This is a genomic window from Clostridium sp. 1001283B150225_161107_B6, from assembly GCF_015556325.1.
GTDB lineage: Bacteria > Bacillota > Clostridia > Lachnospirales > Lachnospiraceae > Enterocloster.
Window position 1 is genome coordinate 120,717 of the sequence record NZ_JADNMD010000011.1, and the last position, 22,189, is coordinate 142,905.

Consider the following 22,189-nt stretch of genomic DNA (forward strand, 5'->3'; position numbering starts at 1 on the left):
ATTTTATAGATTATAACATATTTGAATTTCACATTCAACAAAAAATGATGTATAAATATAGGAAGCTAATTATTAGCTAGTTAACTATTCTTGTGTACGGCCGTACCGGCAGACAGAATGGGGTGATATCATGTGGGAACCGGATGAACAACTGCTCTGGGTTTTGAAAAAGCTGAATATGGATGCGGAACTCCTGATGAACCGCGTGTATGAGGATATGGGGCTCACTGCCGCCCAGGGAGCCGTCCTTTTGTTTATCCTGGAGTACCCTGACGGCACACTCTGTTCCACCAATATCCACAGGATACTGGGAGTGGCAAGACCCACGGTTTCCGGTCTTTTAAAAAGGCTCAGGGAAAAGGGATACATTGAATTCAGGCCGGGACCAAAGGATGACAGGCAGAAAATCATCCTTGTCACCCCCAGGGCAAGACTTCTGAAGGAGGCTCTGGATTTGAGAATGCTGGAAATGGAGCACAGGGTGCTTAATGGAATCACGCCCCGGGATGAACAGACCCTTAGGTCCTGTTTCAGGCAGATGGACAGAAATCTGAGAGCATGCAGGAACATTTCCGGCTGATGGCACAGATAGTTGCAGAACCTGAAAAATAAGGAAACAGAATACAAGGAGACAGAATATGAGGACTATTTTAGCGCAGCTTAAACAGTATAAAAAGGATTCCATTCTGACCCCTCTCTTTACCGCGCTGGAGGTAATCATGGAGGTTATGCTTCCCTTTATCACCGCGCTGATTATTGATGAGGGAATCCAGGAAGGAAACATGAAAAAAGTATATACCTATGGAGGAATTATGATTGTCATGGCCTTTATCAGCCTGATATCCGGGGCAATGGCGGGAAAGTACGCGGCCAGCGCATCTTCCGGTCTGGCCTGTAATCTGAGAAAGGGAATTTATGACAAGGTACAGACATTTTCCTTTGCAAACATTGATAAGTTCAGCACGGCAGGTCTGGTGACCCGTATGACCACGGATGTAACCAATATCCAGAATGCGTACCAGATGGTTATCCGGGTGGCTGTCAGGGCGCCCCTTATGCTGGTATGCAGCATGGCAATGTCTTTCATGATCAGCCCCCGGTTAAGCATGACTTTCCTGGGAGCCATCCTGTTTCTGGCCTGTATCCTGGGAGTCATCATGATGGCGGCCAGAAAGATATTTGACGTTGTTTTCACTAAATATGACGACCTGAATGCAGGGGTACAGGAAAATGTATCTGGCATCCGCGTGGTAAAGGCTTATGTGCGGGAGGATTACGAGAACCGGAAATTCACCGGGGCAGCAGAGCACCTCTGCTCTTTGTTTGTAAAGGCAGAGGGTACCTTGGCATTTAACAATCCTGCCATGATGCTGGTGGTTTACGCCTGTATCCTGGCCGTATCCTGGTTTGGGGCCCAGTTCATCGTGAGCGGAACCATGAGCAGCGGCGAACTGACCTCCCTGTTCAGCTATATCATGTCAATCATGATGTCCCTCATGATGCTGTCCATGATATTTGTCATGATTACCATGAGCGCTGCCAGCATAAGGAGGATTGAGGAAGTATTTAAGGAGGAGCCCGGCATCCGAAACCCGGAGCGTCCTGTCATGGATGTGACGGGCGGAAGCGTTGATTTTAACAATGTATGCTTTTCTTACGGGAAGGGCAGTACGGAAGTTGAATGCACGGATAAGGACGGCAGTGGGAAAGACAGAGATACATGGGGTGATAAAGGCAGTGGCAGGCAGGCTCTGTCAAATATTGACCTCCATATCCGGTCCGGCGAGACAGTGGGCGTCATAGGAGGCACAGGAAGCGGCAAGTCCAGCCTGGTGAATCTGATTAGCCGCCTCTATGACGTGGACAGTGGCAGTGTGTGTGTGGGAGGCAGGGATGTGCGGGAATATGATTTGGATGCGCTCAGGGACTCCGTGGCAGTGGTGCTGCAGAAAAATGTCCTGTTTTCCGGTACGATTTTGGAGAACCTGCGGTGGGGAAATCCGGATGCCACGGAGGAAGAATGCCGTGCAGCCTGCCGTGCGGCCTGTGCTGACGAATTCATAGAATGTATTCCCGACGGGTACGGCACCTTTCTTGAACGGGGCGGTACCAATGTGTCAGGAGGCCAGAAGCAGAGACTGTGTATTGCCAGGGCGCTGTTAAAGAAACCAAGGATACTTATTCTGGACGATTCCACCAGCGCAGTGGATACGGCTACAGATGCCAGAATCAGGGATGCCTTTGCAGCGGCAATACCGGGAACCACAAAAATCATCATTGCCCAGCGCATATCCAGCGTGCAGCATGCGGACCACATACTGGTGATGGAAGATGGGCGTATAAACGGATACGGAACCCACGACCAGCTGGTCAGGTCCAATGAGATATACCGCGAGATTTACGAGTCACAGAGCAGGGGCGGCGGAGACTTTGACCAGGCCCGGACAGAAAAGGCAGGAAGGGAGAGTGTTGCATGATGGGAAAAAGACAGAGCAGCAGGCATGAGCAGCCCGGCAGGCAGGTACAGAGCGGCAGGCAAAAGCAGCCCGGGAAACAGGAGCAAGACAGGGAAACCAGGGAATCCATCCGGGTTCTGGGCCGTGTCATCCGGTACATGGCTGCCAACTATAAATTTGCAGTAACTGGGGTGCTGGCATGCATCATACTGTCCGCGGCAGCCACCCTGAAGGGTATGGTGTTCATACAATCCCTGGTGGATGATTATATCCAGCCCCTGCTGGGGCAGGTGTCAATGGGAAATCCGTCACCTGATTTTTCATCTCTGGCAGGGGCGCTGTGCAAGCTGGCAGCCCTATATCTCATAGGTATCCTGGCAGCCTATGCATATAACAGAATTATGGTTACGGTAAGCCAGGGTACTATGAAGCGGCTGAGAGTGGAATTGTTTACCAGGATGGAATCCCTGCCCATCAGATATTTTGACACCCATGCCCACGGCGACATCATGTCGGTGTATACCAATGATGTGGATACCCTGCGGCAGCTTATGAGCCAGAGTGTTCCCCAGGTGGCCAATTCAGCGGTCACCCTGGTGGCCACCGCTGTCTCCATGCTGGTTTTAAATGTACCCCTGTCCATACTTACCTTTGCCATGGCCTGTGTCATGCTGTTTGCCACCAAATGTCTGTCAGGCAGGTCTGCCTCCCATTTCGGGAAACAGCAGAGCGCCCTGGGAGAGGTGGACGGATATATAGAGGAAATGATGGACGGACAGAAGGTGGTGAAGGTATTCTGTCATGAGGAACAGGCAAAACAGGATTTTGAAGTGCTGAATGAACGGCTCCGGGACAATGCGGATAAAGCCAACCGGTATGCCAATCTTCTTATGCCGGTCAATGCCAATATCGGCAACCTGAGCTATGTACTGTGCGCGGTAGCAGGCGGAATCCTGGCATTAAACGGTATAGGCGGAATTACCATTGGCACCATTATTGCATTTGTGGGACTCAATAAGAATTTCACCCAGCCCATTACCCAAATCAGCCAGCAGATGAATTCCGTGGTCATGGCTGCGGCAGGCGCCGCAAGAGTGTTTGAGCTTCTGGACGAGAAGCCGGAGGAGGACCAGGGCTATGTGGAATTCGTGAATGTCCGGGAACAGGAGGACGGCACCCTGGAAGAGACAAAAGAGCGCACCGGTGTCTGGGCCTGGAAGCATCCCCATAAGGCGGAGGGGACCGTCACCTATAAGAAAATGGAAGGCGGCATTGTCTTTGACGGCGTGGATTTTGGCTATGACCAATCCAAGATGGTGCTCCACGACATTAAGATGTTTGCCGAACCCGGCCAGAAGATTGCTTTTGTAGGTTCCACCGGAGCGGGCAAGACCACCATCACCAACCTGATTAACCGTTTTTATGATATACAGGACGGCAAAATCCGCTATGACGGAATCAATATCAATAAAATAAAGAAACCAGCCCTCCGGCGTTCCCTTGGTATCGTGCTCCAGGACACACATCTGTTCACAGGGACTGTCATGGACAATATCCGCTACGGAAAACTGGATGCCACAGATGAGGAATGCATCAATGCGGCCAAACTGGCCAATGCAGACAGCTTCATAAACCGTCTGCCGGATGGCTATGAAACTGTCCTTACAGGGGATGGAGGCAGTCTGAGCCAGGGACAGAGACAGCTTCTGGCCATAGCCAGGGCAGCTGTGGCAGACCCGCCTGTACTGATTCTCGACGAGGCCACCTCATCCATAGATACCAGGACGGAATCCCTGGTGCAGGCCGGTATGGATGCCCTGATGAAAGGACGGACCACCTTCGTCATTGCCCACAGGCTGTCTACTATACGCAATTCAGACTGTATCATGGTCATGGAACAGGGAAGAATCATTGAGCGGGGGTCCCATGATGAGCTCATTGGAAGGAGGGGGAAATATTATCAGCTGTATACAGGGAATTTTGAGGAAGCAGGTTAAGGATTAGGAAGAAACTTTAAGATTTGTTCCGGGACAGGAGGCGGAATCAGATGAAAATAAGACACAGATTAGCTGCTTTTGCAGCCATGGCATCTATACTGGGCTGTACATTTCCGGCCTGGGCAGGGAAGTGGATTCAGGAGGAAAACGGACAGTGGGTCTATGAAGAAAATGAGGAGCTCTTAAAAGGCTGGAACCGGATTGACGGAACCTGGGGCCATAAGGAGTTTTCACTGTGGTAGCGGAGAACGACCATATAAAGTAAGAAAATAGAAACATCTTCCTGGCAATAATCTGGTACAATAAAATCAGATGCAAATGGTTCTGGTTTTCCAGTCATTACAGGGGGAATGAATTATGAAACGGACTATAATATCCATTGCCGCCGCAGGCGTCCTGGCCACTGCCGTATCCGTATTGGCAGCAGGAAGTCCTGTGGCCTTTGCTGCGCCTTTTAACGGTGTATCCGGGGAAGGCTGCCAGTGTGAATCCGGTTCCAGGGACCCGGACCCCATAGCTTACAACGATTTAGGCAGTATGCGCGCCGTGGCGCAGAATAACACGGTGAATCCGGACTTTACAGATGGTATATCCGGGTTTTCTTATAAGGTGTTCCTGCCGCTGCTGCGGGACAGCCGGGAAAACATGAATTTTTCACCGGTAAGCCTGTACTATGCTCTGGCGCAGGCATCGGAAGGAGCCGGGGGAAACACCAGGTCGCAGATGCTGGCGCTTATGGGCAGCGGCAGCCGGACGCCGGACACAGCCCTCCCTCCGGCAGACCTGGCAGCTTCCTGCGGACGCCTGTACCGCCAGATGTTCCGGAACAATGAAAAGACAAAACTGAAGCTGGTGAACTCCATGTGGCTGAAGGAGGGGGCGCCGCTGAACGGCTCTTTTAAGAGAACATCGGAAAGCCAGTATTATGCATCTGTTTTCCGGGTGGACTTTGGAAACCAGGACCTGCCTGCCATTGTGAGGCAGTGGATTGGATGGCAGACAGACCAGGCCATATCCATGGACATGTCATCTGCGTCCGGCGAAACCATGAAGCTTGTGAACGCAGTGAACTACCATGCCCAGTGGACAGGCGGGTTCAGGGCTGAGGACAATATAACGGATGTGTTCCATCTTGCCGGCGGACAGGATATGTCCTGCCGGTATATGACAGGACGGTGGAACGGCACATATTACCGGGGACAGGGTTTTCTTCGCGCCTCCCTCTCCCTTACGGATAACGCCTCCATGATATTTGTCCTGCCGGACCAGGGAGTGACAATCCAGGAGCTGCTGTCTGAGGAAACGTCTGCCAGGGAAATGTTTGGCCGTATAGATGAGCTTGAATCCTATGGCGGTATTGAGTGGAAGCTGCCTGTATTCCAGACATCCACCACAGCGGACCTGGGACCTGTACTGGCCGGTCTGGGGCTGACCGATGCATTTGATGCAGGCCGGGCGGATTTTACAGGTCTTACAGGTGACCCATTTTTCCTTTCCGGTGTGCTCCAATCCACCAGGTTCAGCGTCAATGAAAAAGGCGTGGGTCTGTTTTCAGAGAACGGAGAAGCCGGATTCGCCGGATTGTATTCAGGAGAGACAGCGGTACAGATGAACCTGGACAGGCCTTTTTTATATGCGGTGACAGTGTACCAGGGAGCGCCGCTGTATATTGGAGTGTGTAATCAGCCTGGGGGATGAAAGGATTAAAAAATAAAAATGTTGGCACAACAACTGCAAGATTCATAAAAAAGGTTTATACTGACGCTATCACCGGAAGAAAGGAGTCTTATATGGAATTTTTAAGACATTTACCCACGGAAAGCCCGGAAAACCTGGCAGAGCTGATTCAGTGCCGTCCGGGCCAGGTGGTCAGCATGAGCCTGTACCAGAGCGGGGATGTGCAGATGACCCTGCTGGCATTTGACGGCGGGGAAGGCGTCAGCGAGGAACATTATCCAGGAGACACCATGTATCTGCTGGCAGAGGGGAAGATGACCCTGAAGATAGGTTCTGCAAAACACCGGATGGAACAGGGACAGGTCTTTATGGTTCCCGCAGGGGCGCTCCATTCCCTGAGAGGGGAGATTCCCTTCAAGCTCCTGCAAATCACGGCAAAGCAGTAACGTATCAGGAGGCTGATTACGAAGTATATCATTAAACCTGGAGGAACCAAGATGGAAAAACGGATTAAGAATCTGGAACATGCAGTACCCTTTGAAGTGGCGCGGAAGGTGGAATATGACCCCGGAAAGGTAGTAAGCCTGACCCTGGCACAGGAGTCCGGCGTGGGTATCACCCTGTTTGCCTTTGACGCGGGAGAAGGAATCAGCACCCATGCAGCGCCAGGAGATGCAATGGCCTTTGTACTGGAAGGGGAAGCACTGATTACCATAGACGGAAAGCCCCATCATGTGATGGGAGGACAGGCTGTTGTGATGCCGGCAGGAGTCCCTCATGCGGTTAAGGCGGTAACACGTTTTAAGATGATGCTGACCGTGGTTAAATAGTGAGGATGATAAGAACAGCGGTAAGAGAGGACATGGTACCGAAAGATATTGCCGGACCGAAAATATTTTATCAGGCAGGCCCTGAATATATTTGAATTCCCCCCTTTATTTGGTATAATCGGAATAGTACATTAAGAAAAGCTGGTGCATGCCATTGATGAATCAAATGTATCCTGCCCTGTCTTTCCGGGCTTTCCTGTTCCTGACCATCACAGTTTCCTTATGCCTGGGTTTTCCCGGGGCGTCCTGGGGCGCCCGGGATTCCCAGGCTGTTTCCCGTTCATACAGCGAGTACAGGCAGCGGCTGGACCGGGTTGGCCGGACAGGGGATATTGCATCAGAAGGGTTTGAGGTGGCGGACGGCCAGGTATTCCCTATGACCATGAGAGGCGAGGGGGAGGTGTCCTTCATACCCGCCTTTGACCGGGAGTCCAACCGGCTGGCGCTTTTCTTTGCCAGGGCGGACGGGAGCGTGGCGTATAAGACAGACCAGCTGGAGACCAACAACCAGATAAGGGGGCAGCTCAGACAGCCTGACAGCCGGGTGGCAGCCGTGTCCTTTCAGGATATGGACGGGGACGGATGGGCGGATATTGTGCTTATAACCGCCTGCGTCAATGAGAGCGCCGGTGCACAGGCAAAGCCCTACAAGGTGGGGGATGTGCTGTTTCAGAAAGACGGCGGTTTTTACAGGGATTACAGACTCTCTGAAAAGATGAACCGTTTCGGCATGAACAAGAGCATCCATTTCATTACATCCTTTATCCGGGACGGATATTCCACGGAGTTTCTTTATACAGCCACGACCAATGAGGAGCTTCTGTCCCATGGGATGACGGTTATTGCGGAGCAGAGCCGTTCCATCCGGTTTGAAAAGTTTGGCCGTCTCTCTGTTACCCCGGGCACCTACCGGATGGCGGAGTACACGGTATTCATGCTGTACCTGGTAAATGAACAGGGCTATATCGTGTGGAGCTTCCAGCCCATGGGAGAATATGAACATCTCTATGCCTTAAAGGGCATTACCTGTCAGGACATAGACGGGGACGGACTGAAGGACATTGTCATACTGGCTGATTACAGCTACGAGGGAAGCAGCGGTGAGCCGGTGGTGGAGGGAAACTATTCCATTTACTATCAGCGGACCGGCGGATTTTTTGAAGATACGGACATTAAGCAGGCACTTAAGCTGGAGGAAGGCGGTACCCTGGAGGATTTGACAGCCAGGGCCCGCGCATATTGGGGGTGGAGGTCAAAACCATGATAAAGGTACTGATTGTAGATGATGAAAAACCGATTTGTGATTTGATTGATTTAAACCTGTCGGCCAGCGGTTACCAGTGCACGGCTGTCCAGGACGGGGTGGAGGCCCTCCAGCTCATAGAGACTCAGTTCTTTGACCTGATTCTGCTGGACATCATGCTGCCGGGGGTGGATGGGTACGATATCATGGGCTACATCCGTCCCATGGATATACCGGTGATTTTTATCACTGCCAGGCATGAGGTGAAGGACCGGGTAAAGGGACTGCGTCTGGGCGCGGACGACTATCTGGTAAAGCCCTTTGACGTGGTGGAGCTGGTGGCCAGGGTGGAGGCGGTGCTCCGCAGGTACAATAAGACGGAACGTCTGCTTACGGCCGGCGATGTGACCGTGGACGTGGAGGCACGCAGGGTCACCAGGGCAGGCCGGAACGTGGAACTGACCAACAAGGAGTTCGGTCTTCTGGTGCTTTTTATACAGAATAAAAATGTAGCCCTTTTCAGGGAAACCCTGTATGAAAAGGTCTGGGAAGGGGAGTATTCCGGGGACAGCCGCACCCTGGACCTGCATGTACAGCGCCTGAGAAGGAAGCTGGGATGGGAAAATAATCTGGTGGCAGTATACAAGGTGGGATACCGCCTAGAGGTAGCTCAATGAAATTTTCGTTCAAACTCCTGCTGTGGACCATGATTGTCATGGCCCTGGGATTTGGGTTCAGCGGATTTTATTTTGTCAATTACGTGTTTCAGACCTCCATGGACCGGGAAGTAAGCCAGGCCCTGGATGAGAGCAGCATACTGCGCTTTGCGTTTGAGACAGCTGCCCTCAATGTGCCTGCCAAATACGATGTGCTTCAGGATACCACGGTGAGCCAGATAGCCTCCAACCTGGAGTCAGGAGGCAAAAGCTCCAGCCGGCTGCTGCGGCTTTGCGATGAGCAGAAGCAGGTGCTCTATGCCAGCCCCGGGTTTGACGGGGGGGATGGGCTGCTGGACCAGACTGGCCAGCAAACCAGGACATACAGGGTCATAGAACAGGAGGGAGCATATTACATACAGACAGGCACGGCTGTCAATGCCCTGGACCGTGTGCTGTATCTGGAGACGATGAAGGACGTGTCCGAGGTGTTTCGGGACAGGTCCCTGGGTTTTTCTGTTTACCGAAGGGTGACGGTTGCCATGCTGCTGTGCGGTACGGCTGTCATGTATCTCATTGCCTCCTTTCTGACCAGGCCAATCCGCCTTCTGACCAGGGCTACCAAACGTATGGCATCCGGGGATTACCACCACAGGGCAAGAAAAGTCAGCAGCGATGAGCTGGGACAGCTCACAACGGATTTTAACCGGATGGCCAATGCCCTGGAGGACAATATCAACCAGCTGGAGGATGAGATTCAGGCCAGAGAGGATTTTGTGGCGGCATTTGCCCATGAACTTAAGACGCCGCTGACTTCCATTATCGGTTATGCGGATGCCCTGCGCTCCCGCAGGCTGGATGAAGAAAAACAGTTCATGTCGGCCAATTATATTTACACGGAAGGCAAACGCCTGGAAGCCATGTCCTTCCGCCTGCTGGACATCATGGTTACCAGGAGGGGAGAAGTGGAATTTACCATGGTATCCGCTGAATCCCTGTTCCTGTACCTGTATGACATGTATGTGATTAACAAGAGCATGAAGATATACTTCAACTATGACGACGGCATAATGAAGGCAGAAGCCAATCTGATTAAATCCGTTCTTATGAACCTTCTGGACAATGCATGCAAGGCTTCCGATGAGGACGGCCTTATTGAGGTCTACGGCCATCTGCTGAAGGACGGGTACTGTTTTGAAGTAAAGGACCACGGAGTGGGCATACCGGAAGCGGAACAGCACAAGATTACCAAAGCATTTTACATGGTTGACAAGTCCAGGTCCAGAAGCCGCAACGGGGCAGGACTGGGGCTGGCGTTGTGCGCGGAGATACTGGAGCTTCATGGGAGCCGTCTGAATGTCAGGAGCGCGCTGGGGAAGGGAACCACCATGAGTTTTACCCTGCCCCTCTGGAAGGAGGACCAATCATGAGAAGAATGGCAGCCAACCTGTTATTCCTGTTGTTTGCAGGCTTGATTATGGCCCTGTCCATCTGCGGTCCTGAGATGCTGACCAGATACAAGGACCGGACCATGCTTGGGCAGATACATGCCATGACAGCAGATACGGAAGGGGAGGGATACCGCTATACATTAAGCGCAGCTGAAAAGCTCCATATATTGTCGGAGGGCCTGGGCAGCCAGACCATTCCTGAAACAGGACAGGCTGTAAGGCCCGGAAAAAGCGGTGAGGCGGAGTATGAGGATTTGGAGGGAGCCTATGCATTTGTGATGAATCACAGAGGGCCTTCCGGCCAGGAAATCACGGATTCACAGATTTATGCGACCTGCAATCAGGGGCTGGAGGAACTGAAGGCATTGGGAATTCTGCCTGAATCCGTAAGGCCTGTGGCCGAAGAGGAGTATGACGCTGTCCTGTATTCAGCCATCGACGTGCTGGAGCCCAGGAATAATGTGGCGGTCTGGAAACTGAGCCTTCTGAACAGCCAGAAGAATACAGACAAGGAAAACCGCCTTATGGATGCCTATATTGATGGGGATAACGGTAAGATATATGAATTTTATGCCAGAACGCACAGGCTGTGGGAGGACATGGACCCTGAGCAGATAGTGGATGCATGGAGCTCTTATATGGGCCTGGAAAAACCGGTGCCCTACCAGGACCAGAACCCATTGATGGAGGCAACCCCCTGTTTCAAAAAGTACGTATTCAGCGAAGGGAAGGAGGAAGAAACCATTGTGACGGTTGGCTTTTATGAGGGAATCAATGAATTGTTTCTGAAAATTTCCAGATGATGCAACTTTGATGCAAAAATGATGATAATTTGATGCCGCTCTTGTGTAAGCTTATTGCAGTACACAAGAGCTTTTTACGTGAAAAGGACAGGCATCATGGACAGAAGAGGGATAAGACCGCTGGATTACGGCGGGCAGATGGAGGCTGAAGAACGGGCAGTGTCTGGAAGACGGAGCGTGTCCGTGAGGCAGACGGAGCGCAGAAAACAGGCCAGGAGAAGGGCCAGGAGAAGGGCGTTTTTCCTGGCGGCAGCAGAGTTGGCGGCAGGTGTATGCATGACCATGGCAGTGATGGCCATGGTCATACCGGAAAATCGGGAGTCAGGGAATGGACAGTTTCTGCCAGGCGTCCATACTGAGAAAACTGCCTTTTACCGCATATTGGACGAGACAGCCAGGCTGCAGACGTCAATCAAAGGAGAGGGGGAAGCACTGTGTTCTATTTTGTATCGTGGGAATACAGAATATGCAGGTCCGCCTGTCATTGCCGTGGATGCAGGACACGGCGGAGAGGATGAAGGGGCCAGCCAGGAAGGCGTAATGGAAAAGGATATCAACCTGGCAATTGCAAAACGGCTGAAGACAAAGCTGGAGGATATGGGATATACGGTGATGATGGTGAGGGAGGATGATACGTATCATTCAAAAGAACAGCGGGTGGAGGCGGCCCATAAAGTCCGGGCCGGCGCTTATGTAAGCATTCATCAGAATACCTGGGAGGACACGGATATCAGGGGAATTGAAACCTGGTATTCAGAGGCGGGCGGTGCCGGGGACGAAACCCAAGGCAGTGTAAGTTCCGGAGACGGAGCCCGGGCCAGTGCCGGAGACAGCAGGCGTTTAGCCGCACTAATCCATAAGGAAGCAGTGGGCAGTACAGGGGCCGAGGCGCGGGAACTGAGAGGGGATGCGGAATTTACAGTTACCAGCCAGACATCCATTCCCTCCTGCCTCATTGAGACGGGTTTCCTGTCCAATGCCCGGGAGAGGCAGTGCCTGACAGACCCGGAGTACCAGGAAAAACTGGCCGGGGGAATTGCCAAAGGCATTGATTTGTATTTTAAACCCAGGATTATGTACCTCACCTTTGACGACGGCCCTTCCGCTGAAAATACCAGTGCGGTGCTGGATGTGCTGAAAGCCAGGAACATAAAGGCAACCTTTTTTGTGGTGGGACAAAATGTCAGGAAACATCCGGATGTGGCAAGGAGAATCGTGGCAGAAGGACATACCATTGGAATCCACTGCAACCGCCATGATTACAAGGCGCTTTATGAGAGCAGGGACAGCTATCTGGCGGATTTTGAGGAAGCTTACAGGGCTGTCCTGGAAGTGACCGGAGTAAGGCCGGTCCTTTACCGGTTCCCGGGAGGCAGCATCAACGGCTATAACCGGAAGGTATACAAAGAAATCATAGCAGAGATGGATGCACGGGGATTTATCTATTTTGACTGGAACGCCAGTCTGGATGACGCCCTTAAAAAATCACAGCCCCAGGAACTGGTTGACAATGCCAAAAAGACCATTCTGGGGAGGCGGCAGGTGGTATTGCTGGCCCACGATATGGTCCACAGCACATCCCTTTGCCTGGACGGTCTGATTGACCAGCTCCCGGAATACCGGATGGAACCGCTGACTCCGGATGTGGTGCCGGTGCAGTTTAAGGAACAGTAGGGCATCACGGTCCCTTGTCTTTTATTCAAGGGACCGGATGACTCTGGCGGGATTTCCTACTGCCAGGGAATTGGATGGTATATCCTTTGTCACAATGCTGCCAGAACCTATGATTACATTATCTCCGATGGAAACACCGGGATTGATGATGGCGCCGCATCCAATCCACACATCATTGCCGATGCTTACGGGTTTGGCATATTCCAAAGACCTGGAACGCAGCTTCCGATCCTGGGGATGGTTCACGGTAATGATGCTGACATTAGGGCCAATCAGGCAATGATGTCCAATGGTAACCGTATTGCAGTCCAGTATGGTCAGATTATAATTGGAATAAAAATGGCTGCCAATGCGGATGTTATAGCCAAAGTCACAGTGAAATGGCTGTTCTATGCAGGCATCCTTTGGCGGATGGTCCAGGATTTGTTTCAGGAGTTTCCTGCGTTTTTTGCGTTTGTCCGGAGACAGATGATTATATTGATGAAGGAGCATCTGGACATTCAGATGCTCTTCCAATAATAAAGGGTCCTGGTTATAATAGAGCTGTCCGTCTAAACGTTTCGATTTTTCTGCATTTATCATGGCTTGTTCCCCCTTCTGTAATATATAATTATTGATTTTAACATGATTGGACCAATATAACAAGGAAAAATTTTGTGTAAAATGTACAATATTATCCGTTGACAAGTAAAAAGATTGTGATATAATTGAATTATCGAAACGTTTTTATGCAACTAGGAGGAAAATGAATGGAAAAAAGAGCTACAATCAAAGATGTAGCCAGACTAGCAGGTGTTTCCATATCAACAGCATCCCTGGCCATTAATGGGAAAGAGGGGGTTACAGACAAGACCAGGAAGATGGTATTGGATGCAGTGGAGGAGCTGTCATACCAGCCCAACAATGCTGCGCGAAATCTGAGAACATCCGGGACAAAGGTGATTGGCCTGCTTATACCGGATGTTAGGAACTGCTTTTACAGTGAGATTACAGAATACATCCGGAGAGAAGTGGAAGGTTACGGCTTTTTCCTGATATTGGGAATTACCGGAAACAGCAGCAACAATGAGAAAAAGTATATTTCTGAATTTATTTCAAGAAAGGTTGACGGAGTTATATGGGTTCCGCAGCTGACCTATGTCAATGATGTTGAACATATGAAGAAGCTGGACGAATATGGAATACCGTATCTGTTCCTGGCAGCCTACTATGAACAAAGCAGTGCGCCCTTTGTTATGTGCAATCTGAAAAAGGGGTCCTATCTGATGACGCAGTACCTGATTGAGCGGGATATCCATAATATCATGATGCTGGTTGGCGACAGACGGGTTGACGAGACATATATCAGCGGTTATAAGATGGCATTGGAAGAGGCCGGTCTGGTGTATACCGAGTCCAATGTTTATGAAAGTACATATCATTTTGATGATGTGCAGAAGCTGGCCATGGAGATATTAAAGGAAAGACCGGAAGCAATCATGACGAACAGTGATTTTACGGCCTGCGCAGTCCTGCAGGCGGCCAGAATCAAAGGATTATCAATTCCAAGGGATTTGTCCGTATGCGGTTATGATGATGTCATATACGCTACAATCAACCAGATTCCATTGACAACCGTGCGTCAGCCTATTGAGCGTATGTGCAAGCTGGCAGTCAATAATCTGATGAATCTTTTGCAGTATGGCATTGTTCCGGACTCAGTCATTCTGGAGCCATCACTGATTATCAGAGATACTGTCAAACGATAAAGAGTTAAGGTGTTTATAAAACACCTTAATGTTTACCTGAAAATCGAAACGTTTCGAATCATTTTCCTGCCGAAGAAGGAGGTATATTCATGAAAAAAACAATGGTAGCAACGTTATTGGTTCTTTCACTTATGGGGACACTGGCTGGGTGCTCTGCTTCCGGAACAGATGCAGGCGGAAAGACAGACCAGAAAAGTACGGATACAGCCGCTGCATCCGGCGGGGATGAGAAGGCGGACTCCGGCATGGAATTTGTATACGTGACGCAGGACAGTGCCAATCCATATTTTATTCAGGTTTATGACGGATTCCAGTCAAAATGCGCAGAGCTGGGAATCAAGACACAGATACTGGATTCCAAGTATGATGTGGCCACACAGGTTTCCTATGTAGAGGATGCGGTGCAGCGTGACGTGGACGGGATTATGATATCGCCTTTGGATGAGAATGCCCTGAAGACAGTGGTGGACCAGGCCAAGGAAAAGGGAATCGTGGTATCCGCAGAGGCGCAGCCTGTCAGCAATGCGCAGATTGACGGTTCCCTGGATGAATATAATATTGGATATGCAATTGGCAATGCAGCGGCTGAGTGGATTAAAGCGGAACAGGACGGAAAAGGAAAAGCGCTGATACTTGCCCAGGATGACGTGGAGGCAGTTATACGTCGTGGAGACGGCATAAATGACGGTATTCTGGAAAATGCCCCGGAGGCAGAGGTGGTGGCCAGGCAGAACGCCAGTAATACGGACCTGGGAATGAAGGTAACGGAGTCTGTCCTTCTGGCAAAGCCGGAGGTAAATGTAATTTGTGCCTGCGATGACTTTACGGCAATCGGCGCATATGAGGCAGTTTCAGCCATGCAGAACATACCGGAACATTTTTATATTGGCGGCTGCGATGCCACGGATGAGGGAAAAGAAAAAATGAAGTCTGAGAACAGCGTTTACAGGTCATCCTGCAACCTGTTTCCGTATGAGGCGGGAGAGGACCTGGCTGAGGCGATGTATAAATATTTAACGGAAAAACAGGAGGATGCAGTGGTCCAGAGAAGGTACGAGCCTGTCTGGCAAAAAGATGTGGTTGGAAATTAGCCCTGATGAAGTGCGTGGAATGATGGAGGAAGTGGATGAATGAACAATCGGTTAGGGGATAAGCCTCAAATTGATGATACGGATATAATTCTGGAAGTCCATAAGATTTCCAAGCGGTTCGGGGGAATCAAGGCTCTTAATAACATTGAATTTTCTGTCAGGAGGGGAGAGGTGCATGCGCTGGTGGGAGAAAACGGGGCAGGTAAGAGTACTTTTATCAAGATTCTTACCGGCGCCCATGCTCCCAGCGAAGGTATTATCCTGTTTGACGGAAAAGAATACAGCGCCCTGACTCCTGCCCTGGCACTGGACGCGGGTATAACGGCTATCTATCAGGAATTCAATCTGATACCGTTCCTGTCTGTAAGTGAGAATATTTATTTTGGCTGCGAGCTCATGAAACAGGGGCTTCTGGATTATGAACAGATGAATAAAAATACAAAGAAGATGTTTGAAGAGATTGGTATGGCCATTAATCCTAAAATTCGTGTACAGAGACTGGGAATTGCACAGCAGCAGCTGGTGGAAATCGTGAAGGCTATCTCGAAAAATGCTAAATTGATTATCATGGACGAGCCGTCGGCACCGCTGACAGAACAGGAGACAGAGACACTCCATACAATTGTAAGGCAGTTAAAGGAAAAAGGAATTACCATCATCTATATTTCCCACAGAATGGAGGAAATCTTTGAAATATGCGACCGGGTATCTGTTTTTCGGGATGGGGAATATATATCCACACATCCGGTTTCTGAGACCAGCCGCGAGTCGCTGATTGCCGATATGGTAGGCAGGGAGATGGGAGAGACATTTCCTGATTTGGGCGACATCGGCGGTGAGAAGATTCTGGAGGTGAGCCATGTCAGCAGCAGAAGGCTGAAGGACGTGTCGCTGGTTTTGAGAAAGGGGGAGATACTTGGAATCGGAGGCTTAGTAGGCGCCGGAAGGACGGAACTGCTCAGGGCAATTTATGGGGCGGATGAAATTTCGGAAGGCGAAATCCTGCTGAAGGGAAAGCGGATTCATATTACCTCGCCTGCAGTGGCCCTGAAAAACAGCATTGCACTTTTGCCGGAGGACAGAAAACAGCAGGGAGTAATCATGGGAATGAGCATAGAGCACAACATATCCTTTGCCATTCTGGACCGGTTATCCCACTTTGCTGTAATTAAGAAGAAGCAGGAAAAGGATGTCTGCAATAAACTGGTTGCCGGCCTTTCCATAAAAATCAGCTCGCTTATGCAGCCTGTAAAGAATCTGTCAGGCGGAAATCAGCAGAAGGTTGTGCTTGCCAAATGCCTTGCAACGGAATGCGATGTATTATTCATTGATGAACCCACAAGAGGGATTGATGTAGGGGCCAAGCAGGAAATTTATAAAATCATGCGCCAGCTGGCTGACAACGGTACCAGCATCATAATGGTATCATCGGAGATGTCAGAACTGATTGGAATGTCAGACCGGATTATCGTGATGAGGGAGGGGCAGGTTGTAAAGGAATTGATGCCGGAAGAATATTCCCAGGAATTAATTCTGAATTATGCAGCTTTATAGAAGGGGTATTCATATGAAGAATAAAATGAATATTAATACGTTTATTGCGGAATATGCCATTATCATTATTTTTATTGTACTTTTTGTGGCTATGAGCATATTTGCGCCTAATTTTTTAACGGGCAGCAACATTGCCAATGTATTAAGGCAGGTATCCATCAATGGAATCTGCGCCATTGGCATGACCTTTGTCATCCTCACCGGAGGCATAGACCTGTCAGTGGGAGCAATCATAGGGGTAAGCGGCGTACTGACAGCAATGATGATGATAAACAATGTTAATCCAATCATTGCGTCCCTGATATCCCTGGCTTTATGTACCTTTATAGGGTTTGCAACCGGTCTTGTTATCAGCCACATAGGAATACCGCCCATGGTCGCAACCATGGGAACCATGACGTCCCTGCGCGGTGTGGCGTACCTGATTACCGGGGGGACTCCGGTATTCGGATTTGATTCGCGGTACGCTGTTATTGGACAGGGTTATGTGGGAGCAGTTCCCATACCAGTTATCATACTTGTTCTGTCGTTTGCGGCAGGTATATTCTTCCTGTCAAAGACAAGACACAGCAGATACATATATGGCGTGGGGGGAAATGAGGAGGTGGCCAGGCTGTCGGGAATCAGCGTCCACAGAATCAAGGCGTTTGTGTACGCGGTAAGCGGATTCTGCAGCGCGCTGGCCGGGTTGGTTATGCTGGGAAGGCTTAACAGCGGGCAGCCCAGGGCAGGCGAGAGCTATGAGATGGATGTTATCACAGCGGTCGTACTGGGCGGCGTCAGCCTTACAGGCGGTGTGGGAAAAATCAGCCATGTGGTGTTTGGCGTCCTGATAATAGGTGTCCTTACCAACGGTATGACAATGATGGCAGTGGACGATTACTGGCAGAGGGTGGTAAAAGGACTTGTGCTGCTTTTGGCAGTAGGATTTGACCGCTTTATACAGAAACGGCAGCAGAAATCCGAGTAGATATTATCATAGAAGTTTTAAAAATCAGAAGACATTAATTTGAAAAGTCAGGAGGGACTGAATTATGATGATAAGGCCAAAAATGGGATTCATCGTGTTTGGGGTACATAAGGACGGATTGAAGGACCCCTTAGGCGTACCGTTCATTAACCAGAAAATCATAGATGAATCCAAGGCTGCCATTGAGGCCAAAGGAGTGGAACTGGTAGAAAATGAAATCGTGGTGGCTTATAAGCAGGAAGCCAGGGAGGCCCTTGCAAAATTAAAACATGACGACAGCGTGGACGGAGTGATACTGTTTTCAGGAACCTGGGTATGGGCTTCGGAAATCGTGGCAGCGGTAAGGGATTTTGAACGCGCAGGCAAGGGCGTCATTATCTGGACTGTACCGGGCTCCCAGGGATGGAGGCTGGTGGGAACCCTGGCATTGGGGGCGTCCTTTAAGGAAATCGGTATGAAGTACCGCTCTGTGTATGGAAATGACAATGATACAGTGGAAAAGGTGGCATGCTTTTCAAGGGCCTGCGCACTGCGGAATAAGCTGAATATGACTACTATCGGCTCTTTCGGCGGCAGGGGAATGGGACTGACCTGCGGATGCGCAGACCCATCCCAGTTTATGAGGGAATTCGGCGTGGATATTGATTCCAGGGATTCCATGGATATACTTAAGGCTGCCCGGGAAGTGACCCCGGAAGAAATACAGGATGTAAAGGAGAATCTCATTAAGCCGTATTTTCAGGAGCTTCCCCCGGATGACGATTGCACGGAACGTTCCATCCGGCTGTATCTGGCGGTTAAGAAGGTGATTGAAAAAGAAAAGTTTGATATGTATGTCATTCAGTCCTTCCCGGGTCTGGCAGAGGAATATGCTGCCAGCTGCTTTACACAGAGTATGATGCTCCAGCAGGGAATTCCCACAGCGACCCTGTGTGATTATAATAATGTGCTTACCGTGTTCCTGCTGAGCAATCTGACGCCGGACCCGGTCTATTACGGCGATTTCCAATGCATTGATAAGGACAGGAAAGTGGTCAAGGTAATCGGGGACGGTGCCTGTGCGCCATCTCTGGCCGGGCCGGAAAAGGCGAAGTTTGCACACCACGGTTTGCCGACAGAGGGTTCGGCCGGAGGCCTGTCCGTAGAGGCGGTGCTAAAACCGGGAAAGGTAGTAATGGGACGCATAGGACGGGATAACGGAGTGTTTGAGATGATTCTTCACCGGGGCCAGGTTTATACGCCGGCGCCTGACGATTTGAAGGCCCAGCGGACAGAGTCGGGCATGTGGTTCTGGCCCCATGCATTTATCAAAATGGATGTGGACTATGATTATGGCGTCCAGGTATGGGACAGCGAATATATAACCCTGGCCTATGGGGACGAAGAAATCTACGGAACACTGAAAGAATTCTGTTACTTAACGAATATAAAACTGATTGAGATGTAAAAAGGCCCGGTCCGTGCCGGAAGGCATGGACCGGAAAGTCAGGAGTCTAAGCCATGGTAAGAAAAGAAGATTTATATAAATGGTGCAGTGTACCTGCAAAAGATTTGGAAAACCATCCTGATTTGGTCATAAGGTTCAGAATGGTGAAGGATTCCTGTGAAATGGGGCGTATGATGGCAAAAGAGCTTGCCGACGAAATCGCCCTGGCGGGCAGGGAAGGACGGGAGTTCCGTGCAATTATCCCCTGCGGGCCAAAATGCTGGTATGAACCCTTTGCAGAGTATGTAAACAGGAACCGTATAGACATGAAGCATGTTACTGTATTCCATATGGATGAATGCCTGGACTGGCAGGGTAATTTATTGGCAGAGGACGACCCTTACAATTTCAGGACATTTATGCTCAGGGAATTTTATGGTCCCATTCATCCTGATTTAAACATACCGGCAGCCAACAGGAACTTCTTAAATCCTCAAAATATGTATGAGATAAAAGAAAAGATTGCAGAGGCGCCTGTGGACTACACCCTTGGGGGATGGGGACAGGATGGGCATATAGCCTATAACCAGAGCAGAAGGCATCCGTTTTCCCAAATTACCATAGAGGAATTGAGGGAATCCGGAATCCGTATACAGGAGAATAACCTGGACACCATCATCACCCTGGGACACAGGTCCTATGGGGCGGCATATCAGTTTGTCCCTCCCATGTCCATTACGCTTGGAATCAGGGAATGCCTGTCGGCAAAAAAGGTCAGGATTTACAGCGATACAGGTTCCTGGAAGCAGACAGCCTTACGGGTTGCCCTGTTTTCAGGAGAGGATTCGGAATATCCAATGACGCTTCTGCAGGGACATAAGGATGCGCTTATTACCGCCACCTATGAGACAGCCGACCATCCCATATCCAGACATCCCGAATGGAAATTTGCAGGAGTAAATATATGAGAAAACTGAAATACGATTACGTAGTGGGAACCGGAGGAATAGGCACAGGAATCCTGTTCCGTTTTTCAGATAACATTACTTTGGGAAGAAATGAATCCAGACTGGCGGAGCTTATGGAAGTACGGGACTTTTGCAAGCTCCATATTATCCTTCATTATATCACGGCCTATCTGGATAAAAGCATACCGGTCTATGCAATCGGCAGGGTCGGGGACGACGCCAGCGGCAGGGAGGTCCTGGGACTGATGGAACAGTATGGGATAAACTGCAGGTATGTAAAGGTGGATTCCCGTGAAAAGACCATGTATTCAGTCTGCTTTGTATATCCGGACAGCGACGGGGGAAATATCACAGCCAGCAATAGTGCCAGCGGCAATATGAATGAAGGAGATATAGCTGCCTTCTTTGAACAGGAAGACTTAAGGGGAAGGGGGCTTGTGCTGGCGGCGCCGGAGGTTCCTCTGGGTGTGCGGCTGTATCTGTTAAAAAGGGGGAGGGAGCATTCCTGCTTTAATGTTGCCTCCTTTACTTCCGACGAGATGGAGGAATGCATAAGAACCGGCGCTTTCAGATATGTGGACCTGCTGGCCATCAATAAGCATGAGATGGAAACCCTTGTGACTGCAAGCGGTGTGGAAGCTGAAAACGGTGCGCCGGAATGCTATGGATTTCTGCGGAGCCAGAATCCCGGAATCCAGTTGATTGTAACGCAGGGAGGAGAGGGAGCCCGGTTTTTCTCCAACGGATACAGCGAACGGATACCGGCCATATGGAAACCGGTCAACAGTACGGCGGGCGCAGGAGACTGTTTTCTTGCCACAGTCATCAGCGGATTGATATGCGGGGTTCCGTTTTATGAGCATGATTCCTGTGTGGGACTGGGCGGATTGGCAGCTTTGGCATCCTCGTTAAAGGTTACCTGCAAGGATACCATTGATTTTACATTAGGCAGGGAGCGCCTGAAAGAAGAGTCTGGTAAGCTGGGAATTGAATTTTCAGATAAAATAAACAGGCTGTTTTTCAACATGGATTAAAAGAGGCTCCGGGAAACCATCCCGGGCCTCTTTTTTCGAATTTTCCAATAGTAAATAACTCCCATATATGATAGAATATAAATAAAATATTTAGAGATTTAAAATAACTCAAATCATGGGGAGGAGAAAGGGATGGATGCCGGTGAGAATTCATACCTGCTCTTTTTTTCGGCGGGTTATCATTTCCTTCTTCCGCTCTCCTGTGTAAAACGGGTGACGGACATGAAGGAGCGGGACCCGGATATGCCCCTGGCAGATTGTTTGGAACTGCAGGAGGCAGGGGAACTGTCCGGCCAGGCATACCTGATTATCGCGGACTGCGCGGGCAGGGAGCTGGGGATAGGTGCGGAGGATGTGACAGGTCTTGTACAGGTGAAGGAAGAACAGATATATGCCCTTCCTGAGGCGGTGAGAAGCAGCCGGAACCGGTATGTGGATTGTATGGCAGCAGTGGGTACGGATGAGGGAGAAGGGGAACAGGCGCATATGAAGCTGGCATTTATCATTACCCCGGGTCTGCTCATGCCGGGACCGGTGCAGTGAAGGAGACAGGATGATGGAACTGGTAACCGTAAGGGACGGTAGCCGAACCGTGTACTTGGAGAAAAATC

Annotated in this window: 21 protein-coding genes; 20 read left to right on the forward strand and 1 reads right to left on the reverse strand. The window is 50.1% G+C overall.

Annotated features, from left to right (window positions below):
- Nucleotides 1-130 precede the first annotated feature (130 nt).
- From I2H39_RS21630 to I2H39_RS21685, 12 genes are all read left to right on the forward strand, one after another.
- Nucleotides 131-580, forward strand: coding sequence for a MarR family transcriptional regulator (locus I2H39_RS21630; protein ID WP_195627506.1), 450 nt, complete (start codon nt 131-133; stop codon nt 578-580).
- A 58-nt stretch (nt 581-638) separates the two neighbouring features.
- Complete coding sequence (locus I2H39_RS21635; protein ID WP_195627507.1) at nt 639-2,477, forward strand: ABC transporter ATP-binding protein; 1,839 nt, start codon at nt 639-641, stop codon at nt 2,475-2,477.
- Nucleotides 2,478-2,614: 137 nt separating this feature from the next.
- Nucleotides 2,615-4,453, forward strand: coding sequence for an ABC transporter ATP-binding protein (locus tag I2H39_RS21640; RefSeq protein ID WP_347708602.1), 1,839 nt, complete (start codon nt 2,615-2,617; stop codon nt 4,451-4,453).
- Between the two features lie 50 nt (nt 4,454-4,503).
- Nucleotides 4,504-4,695, forward strand: a complete 192-nt coding sequence (locus I2H39_RS21645; RefSeq protein WP_195627543.1) for a hypothetical protein — start codon at nt 4,504-4,506, stop codon at nt 4,693-4,695.
- A 115-nt stretch (nt 4,696-4,810) separates the two neighbouring features.
- On the forward strand, nt 4,811-6,151 hold the full coding sequence (locus tag I2H39_RS21650) for a serpin family protein (RefSeq protein WP_195627509.1): 1,341 nt from the start codon (nt 4,811-4,813) through the stop codon (nt 6,149-6,151).
- 92 nt (nt 6,152-6,243) lie between these two features.
- Nucleotides 6,244-6,576, forward strand: a complete 333-nt coding sequence (locus I2H39_RS21655) for a cupin domain-containing protein (RefSeq protein WP_138309178.1) — start codon at nt 6,244-6,246, stop codon at nt 6,574-6,576.
- 51 nt (nt 6,577-6,627) lie between these two features.
- Nucleotides 6,628-6,960, forward strand: a complete 333-nt coding sequence (locus tag I2H39_RS21660; protein WP_138309179.1) for a cupin domain-containing protein — start codon at nt 6,628-6,630, stop codon at nt 6,958-6,960.
- 157 nt (nt 6,961-7,117) lie between these two features.
- Nucleotides 7,118-8,224, forward strand: coding sequence for a VCBS repeat-containing protein (locus I2H39_RS21665; RefSeq protein ID WP_195627510.1), 1,107 nt, complete (start codon nt 7,118-7,120; stop codon nt 8,222-8,224).
- Entirely contained in the window at nt 8,221-8,880 is a 660-nt protein-coding gene (locus I2H39_RS21670; RefSeq protein WP_195627511.1) for a response regulator transcription factor, read from the forward strand. Before I2H39_RS21665 ends, I2H39_RS21670 begins: the two co-directional genes overlap by 4 nt.
- The gene (locus tag I2H39_RS21675; protein ID WP_138309182.1) at nt 8,877-10,289 is read left to right on the forward strand and encodes a HAMP domain-containing sensor histidine kinase; all 1,413 of its coding nucleotides are present in this window, start codon (nt 8,877-8,879) and stop codon (nt 10,287-10,289) included. The genes I2H39_RS21670 and I2H39_RS21675 overlap by 4 nt, the downstream gene beginning before the upstream one ends.
- Nucleotides 10,286-11,113: a hypothetical protein gene (locus tag I2H39_RS21680; RefSeq protein ID WP_138309183.1), complete on the forward strand. Its 828-nt coding sequence runs from the start codon at nt 10,286-10,288 to the stop codon at nt 11,111-11,113. Before I2H39_RS21675 ends, I2H39_RS21680 begins: the two co-directional genes overlap by 4 nt.
- A 96-nt stretch (nt 11,114-11,209) precedes the next feature.
- The gene (locus I2H39_RS21685) at nt 11,210-12,787 is read left to right on the forward strand and encodes an N-acetylmuramoyl-L-alanine amidase (protein WP_195627512.1); all 1,578 of its coding nucleotides are present in this window, start codon (nt 11,210-11,212) and stop codon (nt 12,785-12,787) included.
- A 21-nt stretch (nt 12,788-12,808) separates the two neighbouring features.
- On the opposite strand, the gene I2H39_RS21690 is transcribed toward I2H39_RS21685, so the two are convergent.
- Complete coding sequence (locus tag I2H39_RS21690) at nt 12,809-13,369, reverse strand: sugar O-acetyltransferase (protein WP_138309185.1); 561 nt, start codon at nt 13,367-13,369, stop codon at nt 12,809-12,811.
- Between the two features lie 167 nt (nt 13,370-13,536).
- Between I2H39_RS21690 and I2H39_RS21695 the strand changes: the two genes are divergently transcribed.
- The 8 genes from I2H39_RS21695 (at nt 13,537) to I2H39_RS21730 (ending at nt 22,121) form a co-directional block, all read left to right on the forward strand.
- The gene (locus I2H39_RS21695) at nt 13,537-14,535 is read left to right on the forward strand and encodes a LacI family DNA-binding transcriptional regulator (RefSeq protein WP_138309186.1); all 999 of its coding nucleotides are present in this window, start codon (nt 13,537-13,539) and stop codon (nt 14,533-14,535) included.
- Between the two features lie 89 nt (nt 14,536-14,624).
- Complete coding sequence (locus I2H39_RS21700; protein ID WP_138309187.1) at nt 14,625-15,626, forward strand: sugar ABC transporter substrate-binding protein; 1,002 nt, start codon at nt 14,625-14,627, stop codon at nt 15,624-15,626.
- Between the two features lie 39 nt (nt 15,627-15,665).
- Nucleotides 15,666-17,180 carry a sugar ABC transporter ATP-binding protein gene (locus I2H39_RS21705; RefSeq protein WP_195627513.1) on the forward strand — a complete coding sequence of 505 codons (1,515 nt, stop codon included), beginning with the start codon at nt 15,666-15,668 and terminating at the stop codon, nt 17,178-17,180.
- A 13-nt stretch (nt 17,181-17,193) separates the two neighbouring features.
- Nucleotides 17,194-18,150: an ABC transporter permease gene (locus tag I2H39_RS21710; RefSeq protein WP_138309189.1), complete on the forward strand. Its 957-nt coding sequence runs from the start codon at nt 17,194-17,196 to the stop codon at nt 18,148-18,150.
- 64 nt (nt 18,151-18,214) lie between these two features.
- On the forward strand, nt 18,215-19,597 hold the full coding sequence (locus I2H39_RS21715; protein ID WP_195627514.1) for a hypothetical protein: 1,383 nt from the start codon (nt 18,215-18,217) through the stop codon (nt 19,595-19,597).
- Nucleotides 19,598-19,650: 53 nt separating this feature from the next.
- The gene (locus I2H39_RS21720; RefSeq protein ID WP_195627515.1) at nt 19,651-20,544 is read left to right on the forward strand and encodes a hypothetical protein; all 894 of its coding nucleotides are present in this window, start codon (nt 19,651-19,653) and stop codon (nt 20,542-20,544) included.
- Nucleotides 20,541-21,578: a PfkB family carbohydrate kinase gene (locus I2H39_RS21725; RefSeq protein WP_138309192.1), complete on the forward strand. Its 1,038-nt coding sequence runs from the start codon at nt 20,541-20,543 to the stop codon at nt 21,576-21,578. Before I2H39_RS21720 ends, I2H39_RS21725 begins: the two co-directional genes overlap by 4 nt.
- Nucleotides 21,579-21,710: 132 nt before the next feature.
- On the forward strand, nt 21,711-22,121 hold the full coding sequence (locus I2H39_RS21730; protein ID WP_138309193.1) for a hypothetical protein: 411 nt from the start codon (nt 21,711-21,713) through the stop codon (nt 22,119-22,121).
- The last annotated feature ends 68 nt before the right edge of the window (nt 22,122-22,189 follow it).

What these genes read in the sequence shown, in the direction of transcription:
- I2H39_RS21720 (WP_195627515.1), top strand. Translation starts at nt 19,651, where the DNA reads ATGGTAAGAAAAGAAGATTTATATAAATGGTGCAGTGTACCTGCAAAA.
- I2H39_RS21635 (WP_195627507.1), top strand. Translation starts at nt 639, where the DNA reads ATGAGGACTATTTTAGCGCAGCTTAAACAGTATAAAAAGGATTCCATT.
- I2H39_RS21675 (WP_138309182.1), top strand. Translation starts at nt 8,877, where the DNA reads ATGAAATTTTCGTTCAAACTCCTGCTGTGGACCATGATTGTCATGGCC.
- I2H39_RS21725 (WP_138309192.1), top strand. Translation starts at nt 20,541, where the DNA reads ATGAGAAAACTGAAATACGATTACGTAGTGGGAACCGGAGGAATAGGC.
- I2H39_RS21685 (WP_195627512.1), top strand. Translation starts at nt 11,210, where the DNA reads ATGGACAGAAGAGGGATAAGACCGCTGGATTACGGCGGGCAGATGGAG.
- I2H39_RS21645 (WP_195627543.1), top strand. Translation starts at nt 4,504, where the DNA reads ATGAAAATAAGACACAGATTAGCTGCTTTTGCAGCCATGGCATCTATA.
- I2H39_RS21630 (WP_195627506.1), top strand. Translation starts at nt 131, where the DNA reads ATGTGGGAACCGGATGAACAACTGCTCTGGGTTTTGAAAAAGCTGAAT.
- I2H39_RS21650 (WP_195627509.1), top strand. Translation starts at nt 4,811, where the DNA reads ATGAAACGGACTATAATATCCATTGCCGCCGCAGGCGTCCTGGCCACT.
- I2H39_RS21660 (WP_138309179.1), top strand. Translation starts at nt 6,628, where the DNA reads ATGGAAAAACGGATTAAGAATCTGGAACATGCAGTACCCTTTGAAGTG.
- I2H39_RS21705 (WP_195627513.1), top strand. Translation starts at nt 15,666, where the DNA reads ATGAACAATCGGTTAGGGGATAAGCCTCAAATTGATGATACGGATATA.
- I2H39_RS21640 (WP_347708602.1), top strand. Translation starts at nt 2,615, where the DNA reads ATGGCTGCCAACTATAAATTTGCAGTAACTGGGGTGCTGGCATGCATC.
- I2H39_RS21680 (WP_138309183.1), top strand. Translation starts at nt 10,286, where the DNA reads ATGAGAAGAATGGCAGCCAACCTGTTATTCCTGTTGTTTGCAGGCTTG.
- I2H39_RS21665 (WP_195627510.1), top strand. Translation starts at nt 7,118, where the DNA reads ATGAATCAAATGTATCCTGCCCTGTCTTTCCGGGCTTTCCTGTTCCTG.
- I2H39_RS21700 (WP_138309187.1), top strand. Translation starts at nt 14,625, where the DNA reads ATGAAAAAAACAATGGTAGCAACGTTATTGGTTCTTTCACTTATGGGG.
- I2H39_RS21690 (WP_138309185.1), bottom strand. Translation starts at nt 13,369, where the DNA reads ATGATAAATGCAGAAAAATCGAAACGTTTAGACGGACAGCTCTATTAT.
- I2H39_RS21730 (WP_138309193.1), top strand. Translation starts at nt 21,711, where the DNA reads ATGGATGCCGGTGAGAATTCATACCTGCTCTTTTTTTCGGCGGGTTAT.
- I2H39_RS21715 (WP_195627514.1), top strand. Translation starts at nt 18,215, where the DNA reads ATGATGATAAGGCCAAAAATGGGATTCATCGTGTTTGGGGTACATAAG.
- I2H39_RS21670 (WP_195627511.1), top strand. Translation starts at nt 8,221, where the DNA reads ATGATAAAGGTACTGATTGTAGATGATGAAAAACCGATTTGTGATTTG.
- I2H39_RS21655 (WP_138309178.1), top strand. Translation starts at nt 6,244, where the DNA reads ATGGAATTTTTAAGACATTTACCCACGGAAAGCCCGGAAAACCTGGCA.
- I2H39_RS21695 (WP_138309186.1), top strand. Translation starts at nt 13,537, where the DNA reads ATGGAAAAAAGAGCTACAATCAAAGATGTAGCCAGACTAGCAGGTGTT.
- I2H39_RS21710 (WP_138309189.1), top strand. Translation starts at nt 17,194, where the DNA reads ATGAAGAATAAAATGAATATTAATACGTTTATTGCGGAATATGCCATT.